The sequence below is a fragment of the Prodigiosinella aquatilis genome (assembly GCA_030388725.1).
Classification (GTDB): Bacteria; Pseudomonadota; Gammaproteobacteria; order Enterobacterales; family Enterobacteriaceae; genus Prodigiosinella; species Prodigiosinella aquatilis.
The window spans coordinates 3,672,193-3,687,028 of sequence record CP128857.1; the positions used below are offsets into that span (position 1 = coordinate 3,672,193).

Sequence of the window (14,836 nt, forward strand, 5' to 3'; positions counted from 1 at the left end):
TGGACGACCAATCAAAGTATGATCGCCTATCTTTTAGACAACTATTGACACACATATGAAGGCTAAAGCGATAATCATCGCCTCAGTCTTGTTGGCGGGTTGCCAGGGTACGTCTTATGACACATCGCAACCCAAACAGCATGGACAGAGTTTGTCTTCAGCAAGTCAAGATGAAGCAGGACAATACACAGATGGTCGAGAGACCCAAGCGCTATGGTTGGATGATAACACCTTGGCGCAAAAAGATTTGTGGAACTTCATTAGTACCGAGCTGAAGATGAAGGTTCCGGATAATGCCCGGATCCGCGAGCAAAAAAGGCGTTACTTAAAGAATAAGAGCTATCTCCACGATGTAACATTACGGGCAGAGCCGTACATGTACTGGATAGTCGGGCAGATTAAAGAACGTAATATGCCGATGGAACTGGTACTACTACCCATAGTGGAGAGCGCTTTTAACCCAAATGCCAGATCTTCTGCCAATGCTGTAGGGCTATGGCAGATTATTCCTGGCACGGGACGTAATTATGGTTTGAAACAAAACCAGTGGTATGACGGACGTCGTGATGTTGTCGCATCCACAACCGCTGCCTTAGACATGATGCAGCGCCTGAACCGCATGTTTGACGGTGATTGGTTGTTAACCATCGCCGCTTATAACAGTGGCGAAGGACGTGTTATGCAGGCGATAAAGAGGAATAAAGCGAAAGGTCTTCCAACAGACTACTGGGCGTTAGCGTTACCTCGTGAAACGTCCATATATATCCCAAAGATGTTGGCCTTGAGCGACATATTTAAACACAGTAAAAAGTATGGTGTTGTTCTGCCTAAAGCCAATGAAAACCGAGCATTAGCACGGGTGGATTTAGGCCAACAGATGGAACTGACACAAGCTGCCGAATTGGCAGGGCTGTCCGTAAGCAAGCTGAAAACTTATAATGCGGGGTATAAGAAAAATGTCACTGCACCCAACGGTCCGCATTACATTATGGTACCAAAGTCTCATGCCGAGCAGTTGAAAGACTCACTGGCTGAAAATGATATTTCGGCAATGCAACCGGCACAGGTCGCTCAGGCAATCCGCGATGTAGAGTATAAAGTTCGCTCAGGCGATACCTTATCCACCATCGCTAAAAGATTGAATGTCAGTACGAAAGATCTGCGAAACTGGAACAATTTACGCGGAAGTATGCTAAAGGCAGGCCAAACGTTGCAGATTGCCAAAGTTTCAGAGGCAAGTAAAAATCGTTCTATCGTCTATCGTGTTCGCAAAGGTGACTCGCTTACCAGTATTGCTAAACGCCATGGCGTAGATATTGCGGATGTTATGCGCTGGAACACAGTCATTAATAAAAACACCAATCTTCAACCCGGTGATCGACTGACACTTTATGTCAGCAACGAATCATCACCAGACTCCTGATACTTGGTTGTTACAAAAAGACCGCTAAAATGAACTGCACCCCAAAAGTTGGACACCCAACGAGTAACGAGTAAGGGTGCAGTTCATTTTTTTTGGTGGTCTTTTTTCATCACACAACTCAAACTAATTCAAACTCAACCAACAAAGGATTGTGATCCGAAGCTTTAGTCACCAATACTGACGAAGCAGCCACATCCAAATCACGGTAGAAGACAAAGTCCAAAGGACGCCCAAATGACCGGCGTCGATAGTCATCAGAAAAACACACTTCCATCAATCCCATCCGCGTAGCGAATCGGTACAATGCATTCATCCTTGGCTGACTCCAGGTATTAAAATCGCCAGCCATAATTACAGGTCCGTTGTGACAACCCAATTGGTCACCAATCGCCTCCAATTGTTTGCTATAGATTTCCACCCCAAAACTAAAATTTATCGCATGGATATTCACCACCATCAATTTATACCCACCATGTAGTGAGTAAACCGTTACTAACGCCGATTTAGATAAGCGAAGCAATGGTTCACGTTCACGCAATGGACAACAGTACATTGGCTGAACAGCCGACAATGTCATAACACCGGATGGATATTGAGGAAGTGCAAACGCAGGGACTTGATCAGCAGACAGATAATTAGTGGTCGCAAAACGGATAAGCTCTGGTGTACTTTGAGCTTCCTGTAGCAACATAAGCTGCGTATTACTACCGAAACCCTGTAGCACTGATAACCAATCCATACGTTGCTGTTTAAAAATGTTCCATACCATGACACGCAAGATATCTTTTTCTGGCAGCAATAAACCAGAGGATGAAGATTGTTTCATAGACTGCATAGCCACTGGCTGAAAAATCTGCTCTGCTGGCTGCCCCGCAACGTATCTCATCGCATAAGTTTTTTTTCGCACGTATTGCCTGCTTTCATATTTTCTTTATTGAATAAGGTACAACTCAGTTATAGGGACTTTATGGCTGACTTTCAACGCGCCAAATCAATAGAATGAAAAATGTAGGATAAATGGTTACAGTAGACAATCAGAAGAAGAGAAAAGATCTGGTGAATAAACCGAGACCAAGGGGAAAAGAAAAACATTGTAGTTATTATATACAAAAAACCTGCGTCAATACCCAGGTGTTCGGTAAATTTGGCGAAACGGATGGAAACAAGTACCATCATCTATTTGATAAATAATAAAATTAATAACCATCTGTTATCGCTTCAGGCAGCGTAAACCATTTTGAAATTGTTCTGCAAACGGGAATCCACTTGCTTGTGTTTAATCGATCGGTTTTCACTCCATCATCACTGGCATTTCAGTCACTACTACATCTCTTCATAACAAAAATAGCTTCTATATAAAAACATAAAATACATGCATTCCCGTGAGACTTGCAACGCGTGGGTGATCTCTTACCAACAGCGCGATACATTCATCGTGAAGGGTACGCGCAAGGCAGGCAGCGTCATAGCAGGGTAATGGCCCAGTGTAATGTTGGTACGCGTTGCGTAATTGGGGCGCTGGTAACGAAAATACCAGATTTTCTTACTAGCAGTCCTGATGAAAAGGGTCAGCCCATGACCATTAATCAGATCGTAATCCTTATCGACGGATTTTGATTTTTGTACTGCGACGGCAGAAAGCAGTGGTGTCTTGCGGTCATCATTCATCCCTTGGTTGTCGTTAAAAAACCAAACGATGGGAGTGGTGTAATGTTCTGTATCCGCAACCTTTTATCAGCTATAAAGCAGAAAATGGCCTATAAAATTTATCTTTCCGGTACATAGGTCACTTGGGTCATTTTTGCGCCTGACACCTCAATATATACTGAGGGTATTATAGAGACGAAAAAAAACCGTATACCTATAACGGCTATACGGTTTTTTCATTCTGAGAAATATAAATACATCTCGGAATAGATAAGTGGCGGAACGGACGGGACTCGAACCCGCGACCCCCTGCGTGACAGGCAGGTATTCTAACCAACTGAACTACCGCTCCACCGATTCTGCTACGTTGTATCATCCTGATACTTAACCCCTCATCAGGGCTCACTTTCCGTGCTCAGAACTACTTTCGTAATTCTGTTGGCTATCAGATGTCTCTGTTAGCACGTGTTTGATGCCTGGCAGTTCCCTACTCTCACATGGGGAGACCCCACACTACCATCGGCGCTACGGCGTTTCACTGCTGAGTTCGGCATGGGGTCAGGTGGGACCACCGCGCTATCGCCGCCAGGCAAATTCTTTAATTCTTGCCGAACACTTTATTGTAACAATATGGTGCTGATACCCAGAGTCGAACTGGGGACCTCACCCTTACCAAGGGTGCGCTCTACCAACTGAGCCATATCAGCGCACCTAAATGTTAATGCCTGGCAGTTCCCTACTCTCACATGGGGAGACCCCACACTACCATCGGCGCTACGGCGTTTCACTGCTGAGTTCGGCATGGGGTCAGGTGGGACCACCGCGCTATCGCCGCCAGGCAAATTCTGTTTCGTTCCAACCGTCACACTTCCGCGTCACCATCAGAACCAATACCGGAACATCACTGAAAATAGCTCGTCTCTCATTCCAAAACACCTTGGGTGTTGTAAGGTTAAGCCTCTCGGGTCATTAGTACTGGTCAGCTCAACGCATCACTGCGCTTACACACCCAGCCTATCAACGTCTTCGTCTTAAACGTCCCTTCAGGGGCCTTGAAGGCCCAGGGAAGACTCATCTCGGGGCAAGTTTCCCGCTTAGATGCTTTCAGCGGTTATCTCTTCCGCACGTAGCTACCGGGCAATGCAATTGGCATCACAACCCGTACACCAGTGGTGCGTTCACTCCGGTCCTCTCGTACTAGGAGCAACCCCCTCAATCTTCCAACGCCCACGGCAGATAGGGACCGAACTGTCTCACGACGTTCTAAACCCAGCTCGCGTACCACTTTAAATGGCGAACAGCCATACCCTTGGGACCTACTTCAGCCCCAGGATGTGATGAGCCGACATCGAGGTGCCAAACACCGCCGTCGATATGAACTCTTGGGCGGTATCAGCCTGTTATCCCCGGAGTACCTTTTATCCGTTGAGCGATGGCCCTTCCATTCAGAACCACCGGATCACTAAGACCTGCTTTCGCACCTGCTCGAGCCGTCACTCTCGCAGTCAAGCTAGCTTATGCCTTTGCACTAACCTCCTGATGTCCGACCAGGATTAGCTAACCTTCGTACTCCTCCGTTACTCTTTGGGAGGAGACCGCCCCAGTCAAACTACCCACCAGACACTGTCCGCAACCCGGTTCACGGGCCCACGTTAGAACATCAAACATCAAAGGGTGGTATTTCAAGGTTGGCTCCACGCAGACTGGCGTCCACGCTTCGAAGCCTCCCACCTATCCTACACATCAAGGCTCAAGGTTCAGTGTCAAGCTATAGTAAAGGTTCACGGGGTCTTTCCGTCTTGCCGCGGGTACACTGCATCTTCACAGCGAGTTCAATTTCACTGAGTCTCGGGTGGAGACAGCCTGGCCATCATTACGCCATTCGTGCAGGTCGGAACTTACCCGACAAGGAATTTCGCTACCTTAGGACCGTTATAGTTACGGCCGCCGTTTACCGGGGCTTCGATCAAGAGCTTCGCCTTGCGGCTTACCCCATCAATTAACCTTCCGGCACCGGGCAGGCGTCACACCGTATACGTCCACTTTCGTGTTTGCACAGTGCTGTGTTTTTAGTAAACAGTTGCAGCCAGCTGGTATCTGCGACTGCGCAACGCTCCATCCGCAGGGGACTTCACCTCGCACAGCGTGCCTTCTCCCGAAGTTACGGCACCATTTTGCCTAGTTCCTTCACCCGAGTTCTCTCAAGCGCCTGAGTATTCTCTACCTGACCACCTGTGTCGGTTTGGGGTACGATTCGATGTTACCTGATGCTTAGGGGCTTTTCCTGGAAGCGTGGCATTTGTCACTTCGACACCGTAGTGCCTCGTCATCACGCCTCGGTGTTGACAGCGCTCCGGATTTGCCTGGAGCACCCACCTACACGCTTAAACCGGGACAACCGTCGCCCGGCCAACATAGCCTTCTCCGTCCCCCCTTCGCAGTAACACCCAGTACAGGAATATTAACCTGTTTCCCATCGACTACGCCTTTCGGCCTCGCCTTAGGGGTCGACTCACCCTGCCCCGATTAACGTTGGACAGGAACCCTTGGTCTTCCGGCGTGCGGGTTTTTCACCCGCATTATCGTTACTTATGTCAGCATTCGCACTTCTGATACCTCCAGCAATCCTCACAGACCACCTTCAACGGCTTACAGAACGCTCCCCTACCCAACAACGCCTAAGCGTCGCTGCCGCAGCTTCGGTGCATGGTTTAGCCCCGTTACATCTTCCGCGCAGGCCGACTCGACCAGTGAGCTATTACGCTTTCTTTAAATGATGGCTGCTTCTAAGCCAACATCCTGGCTGTCTGGGCCTTCCCACATCGTTTCCCACTTAACCATGACTTTGGGACCTTAGCTGGCGGTCTGGGTTGTTTCCCTCTTCACGACGGACGTTAGCACCCGCCGTGTGTCTCCCGTGATAACATTCTTCGGTATTCGCAGTTTGCATCGAGTTGGTAAGCCGGGATGGCCCCCTAGTCGAAACAGTGCTCTACCCCCGAAGATGACTTCACGAGGCGCTACCTAAATAGCTTTCGGGGAGAACCAGCTATCTCCCGGTTTGATTGGCCTTTCACCCCCAGCCACAGGTCATCCGCTAATTTTTCAACATTAGTCGGTTCGGTCCTCCAGTTAGTGTTACCCAACCTTCAACCTGCCCATGGCTAGATCACCGGGTTTCGGGTCTATACCTTGCAACTTGACGCCCAGTTAAGACTCGGTTTCCCTGCGGCTCCCCTATTCGGTTAACCTTGCTACAAAATATAAGTCGCTGACCCATTATACAAAAGGTACGCAGTCACCCCACCCCAAAGCACTCACCGCTTGTTTTGTGTGTTGGGCGTCGCAAAAGACGCGCCGCCACCGCGATGCTGCTGTTGCGGTGCCTTCATCACCAGAGAATGCTTTGGTGGTGGGGCTCCCACTGCTTGTACGTACACGGTTTCAGGTTCTGTTTCACTCCCCTCGCCGGGGTTCTTTTCGCCTTTCCCTCACGGTACTGGTTCACTATCGGTCAGTCAGGAGTATTTAGCCTTGGAGGATGGTCCCCCCATCTTCAGACAGGATATCTCGTGTCCCGCCCTACTCGTCGAACTCACAGCACGTGCATTTTCGTGTACGGGACTGTCACCCTGTACCGTGCGACTTTCCAGACGCTTCCACTGATGCACAAACTGATTCTGGTTCTGGGCTCTTCCCCGTTCGCTCGCCGCTACTGGGGGAATCTCGGTTGATTTCTTTTCCTCGGGGTACTGAGATGTTTCAGTTCCCCCGGTTCGCCTCATGCCACTATGTATTCATGTCATGATAGTGTGTCGAAACACACTGGGTTTCCCCATTCGGGTATCGTCGGCTATGACGGTTCATATCACCTTGCCGACGCTTTTCGCAGATTAGCACGCCCTTCATCGCCTCTGACTGCCTAGGCATCCACCGTGTACGCTTAGTCGCTTAACCTCACAACCCGAAGGTGTCTTTTTCATGAAGAGCAAGACCACCTCGCGCTGCAATTATTTGAGAGACTCTGATACAGCCAACTCCCGCCATCAAGGCCAGGTTTCGCTGTATCGTTTCAATTTTCAGCTTGTTCCAGATTGTTAAAGAGCAAATAACATAAACCTGACTATCGCTAATCAGCTTTAGGTTATCGTTGACCGTGCCTTTCACCCACTGTCATTTTTGGCGTCCCCTAGGGGATTCGAACCCCTGTTACCGCCGTGAAAGGGCGGTGTCCTAGGCCTCTAGACGAAGGGGACACATCATGTCGGCTTCGCAGACGCGCGCTCTGTTTTCATCAGACAATCTGTGTGAGCACTTCACATTACCACTATCTTTGGTAAGGAGGTGATCCAACCGCAGGTTCCCCTACGGTTACCTTGTTACGACTTCACCCCAGTCATGAATCACAAAGTGGTAAGCGCCCTCCCGAAGGTTAAGCTACCTACTTCTTTTGCAACCCACTCCCATGGTGTGACGGGCGGTGTGTACAAGGCCCGGGAACGTATTCACCGTAGCATTCTGATCTACGATTACTAGCGATTCCGACTTCATGGAGTCGAGTTGCAGACTCCAATCCGGACTACGACGCACTTTATGAGGTCCGCTTGCCCTCGCGAGTTCGCTTCTCTTTGTATGCGCCATTGTAGCACGTGTGTAGCCCTACTCGTAAGGGCCATGATGACTTGACGTCATCCCCACCTTCCTCCGGTTTATCACCGGCAGTCTCCCTTGAGTTCCCGCCATTACGCGCTGGCAACAAAGGATAAGGGTTGCGCTCGTTGCGGGACTTAACCCAACATTTCACAACACGAGCTGACGACAGCCATGCAGCACCTGTCTCTCAGTTCCCGAAGGCACAAGTCTGTCTCCAGTCTCTTCTGAGGATGTCAAGAGTAGGTAAGGTTCTTCGCGTTGCATCGAATTAAACCACATGCTCCACCGCTTGTGCGGGCCCCCGTCAATTCATTTGAGTTTTAACCTTGCGGCCGTACTCCCCAGGCGGTCGACTTAACGCGTTAGCTCCGAAAGCCACGGCTCAAGGCCACAACCTTCAAGTCGACATCGTTTACAGCGTGGACTACCAGGGTATCTAATCCTGTTTGCTCCCCACGCTTTCGCACCTGAGCGTCAGTCTTCGTCCAGGGGGCCGCCTTCGCCACCGGTATTCCTCCAGATCTCTACGCATTTCACCGCTACACCTGGAATTCTACCCCCCCTCTACGAGACTCTAGTCTGTCAGTTTTGAATGCAGTTCCCAGGTTAAGCCCGGGGATTTCACATCCAACTTAACAGACCGCCTGCGTGCGCTTTACGCCCAGTCATTCCGATTAACGCTTGCACCCTCCGTATTACCGCGGCTGCTGGCACGGAGTTAGCCGGTGCTTCTTCTGCGGGTAACGTCAATGAAACACTCTGTTAGAGTGCTCCCCTTCCTCCCCGCTGAAAGTACTTTACAACCCGAAGGCCTTCTTCATACACGCGGCATGGCTGCATCAGGGTTTCCCCCATTGTGCAATATTCCCCACTGCTGCCTCCCGTAGGAGTCTGGACCGTGTCTCAGTTCCAGTGTGGCTGGTCATCCTCTCAGACCAGCTAGAGATCGTCGCCTAGGTGAGCCATTACCTCACCTACCAGCTAATCCCATCTGGGTTCATCCAATGGCGTGAGGCCCGAAGGTCCCCCACTTTGGTCTTGCGACGTCATGCGGTATTAGCTACCGTTTCCAGTAGTTATCCCCCTCCATCAGGCAGATCCCCAGACATTACTCACCCGTCCGCCGCTCGCCGGCGGGGAAGCAAGCTTCCCCCCCCGCTGCCGCTCGACTTGCATGTGTTAGGCCTGCCGCCAGCGTTCAATCTGAGCCATGATCAAACTCTTCAATTTAAGATTTGTTTGATGTGCTTCCGAAGAAGCGATGCTCAAAGAATTTATAACTGTTTATTCGTAATGAATTTACTGTCAGTCACTCTTCAAGTCTTTTCGTATTGATTACGATAGGGTCCTGTGAGTGCCCACACAGATTGTCTGATTATATTGTTAAAGAGCGTTCGTCGCGGCACTGCCGCTGACGTGAGGTCGCGTATACTACGCTATCCTCTTGCAGAGTCAACGAATAATTCGTTTTTCCCCGCCTGACTCGGCGTTGTGTTGTTCACCAGCACCGGGTCAGTGGAGGCGCATTATAGGCACTTCTCCTGGCCTGACAAGGGGTAATTGCAAAAAAAAAATTCGTTTGCTCACTTTTGAATCAATGCGCTTTTGCATGGAACTTTATTGAGCATTAATCGCTACTTTTACAAACAAAAGACCTGAATAACTAAATTCAGGTCTTTTGTTTGTAACAGATGTCAATATAACTATTGATGTGCGACGATCGTATCTCCCTCAACATCTAACGTCACGAGTTTACCGGGAATTAACTTGCCGGACAGAATCTGCTGGGCCAGTTGGTTCTCAATTAACTGTTGGATAGCTCGTTTAAGCGGTCGGGCCCCATAAACCGGATCAAACCCCAACTCTCCAAGTAGCGCCAACGCAGGTTCGGTAATCGTCACGCTGTAACCTCGCTCTTCCAAACGCTGGTACAAACGTTGAAGTTGAATCTGGGCAATAGAAGCAATATGTGCGCGTCCCAAGGGATGGAATACCACAACTTCATCAATTCGGTTGATAAATTCAGGACGGAAGTGATGACTAACAACCTCTAGCACCATATCACGCATCTGGGTGTAATTCATGTCGCCGAAGCGTTCCTGAATTAAATCTGACCCCAGATTAGACGTCATGATAACAACCGTATTACGAAAATCGACTGTCCGCCCCTGACCATCAGTAAGACGCCCATCATCCAATACCTGCAACAAAATATTGAATACATCCGGATGTGCTTTTTCCACCTCATCCAGCAAAATCACCGAGTAAGGACGACGGCGCACGGCTTCCGTCAGATAACCCCCCTCTTCATACCCAACATATCCCGGAGGGGCACCAACCAGACGCGATACAGAATGTTTCTCCATAAATTCAGACATATCAATACGAACCATGGCATCGTCACTGTCAAACAGAAATGAAGCCAGTGACTTGCAAAGTTCAGTCTTACCGACACCAGTTGGTCCCAGGAATAGAAATGAACCAATGGGACGATTTGGATCAGAGAGCCCGGCACGGCTGCGCCGAATAGAGTTGGCGACTGCCTCAACCGCTTCATCCTGACCAATCACACGCTGGTGTAACTCATGCTCCATACGTAACAGTTTCTCACGTTCGCCCTCCAGCATTCTGGAGACAGGAATACCGGTCGACCGCGCCAGTACTTCGGCGATTTCCACATCTGTAACCCGGTTACGCAGTAGATGCATTGTCTTGCCTTCTACCAGTGTCGCTGCGGCAAGCTGTTTTTCCAATTCGGGGATCTTGCCATATTGCAATTCTGACATACGTCCCAGATCACCCTGACGACGAGCTTGCTCCAAGGTGATTTTCGCTTGTTCCAACGCCGCTTTAATATTCTGAGTCCCCGTCAGAGAAGCTTTTTCCGCCTTCCACTCTTCCTCTAACTTCGAGTATTCACGCTCTTTTTGCTCCAGTTCAGTACTTAACAGCTCCAGGCGTTTCAGGCTGGCTTCGTCAGACTCTTTCTTCAACGCCTGCTGCTCCAGCTTCAACTGGATAATACGGCGATCCAATCTATCCAGCGGTTCTGGTTTAGAGTCGATTTGCATACGAATGCTTGATGCCGCTTCATCGATCAGATCGATAGCCTTATCTGGCAATTTACGATCGGCAATATAACGATGAGATAACATAGCAGCAGCGACTATCGCTGGATCGGTAATCTGTACATGGTGATGTAACTCATAACGTTCTTTCAGACCACGTAGAATCGCGATGGTATCTTCCACGCTTGGCTCAGAGACAAACACCTTTTGGAAACGTCTCTCAAGCGCGGCATCCTTTTCGATATACTGACGGTATTCATCCAGCGTGGTTGCGCCGACACAATGCAATTCACCGCGAGCAAGCGCAGGTTTCAGCATATTACCTGCATCCATCGCACCATCCGCCTTGCCAGCACCGACCATAGTATGTAGTTCATCAATGAACAAGATGACATTGCCTTCCTGCTTCGAGAGGTCGGTTAGTACACCTTTCAGGCGCTCTTCAAACTCACCACGGTATTTGGCTCCTGCAATCAGCGCGCCCATATCTAACGATAAAACGCGTTTATTCTTTAATCCTTCAGGAATTTCCCCATTGACAATACGCTGCGCAAGCCCTTCAACAATTGCGGTTTTACCTACGCCAGGCTCACCAATGAGTACCGGGTTGTTTTTTGTTCTACGCTGTAATACCTGGATAGTACGGCGAATTTCTTCATCCCGGCCAATAACTGGGTCCAACTTGCCTTGCTCGGCACGCTCGGTTAAATCAATAGTGTATTTTTTCAAAGCCTGCCGCTGATCTTCTGCTCCCTGCTCATTCACCTGTTCTCCTCCCCGAATCTGTTCGATCGCTTTAGTCACGTTTTCCTCGGTAGCGCCAGCGTTCTTTAGCACATCACTGAATGTGCTTCGGGACTCTAAAACAGCCAAGACAAACAGTTCTGAAGAAATAAATGTATCGCCACGTTTTTGGGCCAGCTTGTCGCAAATATTTAAAGTTTTTACCAGTTCATTGGATGGCTGAACATCGCCACCAGTTCCTTCTACCTGTGGTAAGCGACCTAATGCCTGTTCAATGGCATTTTTAAGATTGACAACATTTGCGCCCGCCGCCGTTAACAAAGGGCTAACCGTGCCACCTTCCTGGTTCAGGAGAGCACTCATCAGATGAAGTGGTTCAATAAATTGATGATCCCGCCCAAGTGCGAGAGATTGAGCATCGGCGAGAGCAAGCTGGAATTTATTGGTAAGACGATCCAGACGCATAACTCCTCCCATACATACTGGTCAAAATTGCTACCGGAGATTAAATAAGGCCATCTTTCAAAATTTCAAGATGACTTTGCCAGTAATAATAGGAGGAAAAACGTTAACTGTCCCGGACCGCCTTAATTCAATAGGTTATATCACCCAGACTAAAGTTGCCATACGACCGGTTACACCATCGCGTCGATATGAGAAAAATTTTTGCGGTTCACTGACGGTACAAGCCTCTCCGCCAAAAATTTTCGTCACACCCGCAGCTTGCAAACGTAAACGTGCAAGTTGGTAAATATCCGCCAGAAATTTTTCACCTTGAGAGACAAAAGCCATTGCCGATTGGGGATCATCCTGGGTAAAAGCAGCTTTTACTTCAGCCCCCACCTCAAACTGTTGCGGACCAATAGCCGGGCCTAACCATGCCATGATATTCGATGGAGAGGAGCGGAATCGCAATAACGATTGCTCCAGCACCCCAGCCTGCAATCCTCGCCAACCAGCATGAGCGGCGGCGACTTCATCACCAGCTTCAGTACAAAACAACACAGGCAAACAGTCGGCCGTCATCACCGCACAGACTCGCTCTTTGCACCTGGTATATACAGCATCCCCTTTCAGTGAAACCGGCGTGTCATTATCTAATTCCACAACCTGTGTACCATGAACCTGTTCCAACCAGTATGGCATTGATGGTAAAGATGCAACTTCCACCAGCTTATTTCGATTTTCATACACGTGTAGTGCATCATCACCGACATGATTTCCTAAATTAAAGGAATCATAGGGCGGCATACTGACGCCCCCAATGCGGGTAGTGCTGTAAGCACGAATATTATGTGGTGCTGGCCAATTGGGTTGTATAAGCATGTAGTCACCAGCCCAGTTGTTCTTTAAACGCTTCTGTGTCAGCTTTTAATGCGTCTATCAATTTCACCATATCCTGTGGCAGGGGAGCATGCCACTCCATCTGAATTCCACTGATAGGGTGATACAAACGCAACATCGTGGCATGTAGAGCCTGGCGATCAAAACCACGCAGAACCGCGATAAATTCGTCTGACGCTCCTTTCGGAGAACGTGGACGCCCACCATATAAAGGATCACCCACCAAAGGATGATTTATATGTGCCATATGTACGCGAATCTGATGAGTACGGCCGGTTTCCAAACGTAACCGCAAACGGGTATGAGCGCGGAAATGTTCCATAATCCGGTAATGCGTAACAGCAGGTTTTCCCATCGGATGAACAGCCATGTGAGTACGTTTTGTAGCATGACGGGCTATCGGCTCATCAACCGACCCTCCCGCCGTCATCGTACCAACCGCCACCGCTTCATATTCACGGGTAATTTCACGGGCCTGCAACGACTCCACCAGCCGGGTTTGGGCCGGTACGGTCTTCGCCACAACCATCAATCCAGTGGTATCTTTATCCAGTCGATGAACAATCCCAGCACGAGGAACATCCACAATTTCTGGATAATGATGGAGCAATGCATTTAATACCGTACCGTCAGGATTTCCCGCGCCAGGATGTACAACCAGATCTCGGGGTTTATTGATCACCAGAATATCCTGGTCTTCATAAACAATATCCAGTGCAATTGCTTGTGCTTCCCAACGCGCATCCTCTTCGATCAATGCATCAATGGCCACTAATTCGCCACCAAGCACCTTCTCTTTTGGCTTATTCATAATATTGCCGTTAATCTGTACCCGCTGTTCCAAAATCCACTCTTTTATGCGTGAACGGGAATAATCAGGGAACAATTCGGCTAAAGCCTGATCTAAACGTTGTCCGAGTTGAGATTCGGCCACTATTGCCGTGAGTTGTACTTGTTGTGCCATAGTATGCAGCTTCTTTATTAACGTTGGGTTTTAACGGCGACGCCGTTTAAAATAATGTACTATTGTAGCTGGTCTTAATCGGGAGCTTAACGGACAGTTTCCCGAAAAAACACTGAGGATAATCAAAACGTCATGACGCGTATGAAATACCTGGTGGCTGCAGCCACGTTGAGCCTGGCGCTGGTTGGTTGCTCCAGCAACTCCAAAGATGCAGTTCCTGATCGCCCACCTTCAGAAATTTATGCCACTGCTCAGGAAAAACTGCAGGATGGCAACTTTAAGGCCGCCATTACGCAGTTGGAAGCGTTGGATAACCGTTATCCATTTGGTCCTTATTCACAACAGGTTCAGCTGGATCTGATATATGCCTACTATAAATCTGCCGAGCTACCGTTAGCTCAGGCATCCATTGATCGTTTTATCCGCCTGAACCCCACGCATCCTAACATAGACTATGTGCTCTATATGCGTGGCCTGACCAACATGGCGTTAGATGATAGTACATTACAAGGATTCTTTGGTGTTGATCGTTCAGACCGCGATCCTCAGTACGCCCGTGCAGCTTTCCAAGCCTTTCGCCAGCTAGTGCAAGGTTACCCGAGAAGTCTCTACGCTACTGATGCCAGCAAACGTCTGGAATTCCTGAAAGAGCGCCTGGCCAAATATCAACTTTCAGTCGCGCAATATTACACGAAACGCGGCGCTTATGTAGCGGTTGTTAACCGTGTTGAGCAAATGATGAAAGATTATCCGGATACGCAGGCGACAAGAAAAGCACTGCCATTAATGGAAAATGCTTACCGTGAATTGCAGTTAACTGCAGAGGCAGACAAAGTAGCAAAAATTATTGCCGTCAACCCTGTTTAACAATTACAACGCTTATCACCACGGCAGCTTAGGCTGCCGTTTTTTATTTATACCGTATTTCTTGTTTGAAAATAAAACGCCGGGAGATCAAACACCCGGCGTCAACAATAAATCTTACCGATAATG

Annotated in this window: 7 protein-coding genes, 3 tRNA genes and 4 rRNA genes; 2 read left to right on the plus strand and 12 right to left on the minus strand. The window is 48.9% G+C overall.

Features of this window, described 5'->3' with window-relative positions:
- Positions 1-55: 55 nt before the first annotated feature.
- A complete protein-coding gene (mltD, locus tag PCO85_17085) occupies positions 56-1,423 on the plus strand; it encodes a murein transglycosylase D (protein ID WJV52903.1) in 1,368 nt (455 codons plus the stop codon).
- Between the two features lie 118 nt (positions 1,424-1,541).
- Here mltD and PCO85_17090 read toward each other — a convergent pair whose 3' ends face one another.
- The 12 genes from PCO85_17090 to rluD form a co-directional block, all read right to left on the minus strand.
- Positions 1,542-2,330 (minus strand): endonuclease/exonuclease/phosphatase family protein, encoded by a 789-nt coding sequence (locus PCO85_17090; protein WJV52904.1) that lies wholly within the window; start codon positions 2,328-2,330, stop codon positions 1,542-1,544.
- A 503-nt stretch (positions 2,331-2,833) separates the two neighbouring features.
- Positions 2,834-3,091 (minus strand): integrase arm-type DNA-binding domain-containing protein, encoded by a 258-nt coding sequence (locus PCO85_17095; protein WJV52905.1) that lies wholly within the window; start codon positions 3,089-3,091, stop codon positions 2,834-2,836.
- A 254-nt stretch (positions 3,092-3,345) separates the two neighbouring features.
- Positions 3,346-3,422: transfer RNA gene (locus tag PCO85_17100), tRNA-Asp, on the minus strand.
- A 122-nt stretch (positions 3,423-3,544) separates the two neighbouring features.
- Positions 3,545-3,660 (minus strand): 5S ribosomal RNA (gene rrf, locus PCO85_17105).
- A gap of 41 nt (positions 3,661-3,701) precedes the next feature.
- A tRNA-Thr gene (locus PCO85_17110) sits at positions 3,702-3,777 on the minus strand.
- Positions 3,778-3,793: 16 nt separating this feature from the next.
- Positions 3,794-3,909, minus strand: a 5S ribosomal RNA gene (gene rrf / locus PCO85_17115).
- 109 nt (positions 3,910-4,018) lie between these two features.
- Positions 4,019-7,027, minus strand: a 23S ribosomal RNA gene (locus PCO85_17120).
- Positions 7,028-7,250: 223 nt separating this feature from the next.
- Positions 7,251-7,326: transfer RNA gene (locus tag PCO85_17125), tRNA-Glu, on the minus strand.
- An 81-nt stretch (positions 7,327-7,407) separates the two neighbouring features.
- A 16S ribosomal RNA gene (locus PCO85_17130) occupies positions 7,408-8,953 on the minus strand.
- Together the 16S, 23S and 5S rRNA genes with 3 tRNA genes alongside form the textbook arrangement of a ribosomal RNA operon.
- A gap of 473 nt (positions 8,954-9,426) precedes the next feature.
- Positions 9,427-12,000 (minus strand): ATP-dependent chaperone ClpB, encoded by a 2,574-nt coding sequence (clpB, locus tag PCO85_17135; protein ID WJV52906.1) that lies wholly within the window; start codon positions 11,998-12,000, stop codon positions 9,427-9,429.
- Positions 12,001-12,135: 135 nt separating this feature from the next.
- Positions 12,136-12,861, minus strand: a complete 726-nt coding sequence (yfiH, locus tag PCO85_17140; GenBank protein WJV52907.1) for a purine nucleoside phosphorylase YfiH — start codon at positions 12,859-12,861, stop codon at positions 12,136-12,138.
- A gap of 4 nt (positions 12,862-12,865) precedes the next feature.
- Positions 12,866-13,843: a 23S rRNA pseudouridine(1911/1915/1917) synthase RluD gene (gene rluD / locus PCO85_17145; GenBank protein ID WJV52908.1), complete on the minus strand. Its 978-nt coding sequence runs from the start codon at positions 13,841-13,843 to the stop codon at positions 12,866-12,868.
- 132 nt (positions 13,844-13,975) lie between these two features.
- Between rluD and bamD the strand changes: the two genes are divergently transcribed.
- Positions 13,976-14,710, plus strand: coding sequence for an outer membrane protein assembly factor BamD (gene bamD / locus PCO85_17150; GenBank protein WJV52909.1), 735 nt, complete (start codon positions 13,976-13,978; stop codon positions 14,708-14,710).
- Positions 14,711-14,836 lie beyond the last annotated feature (126 nt).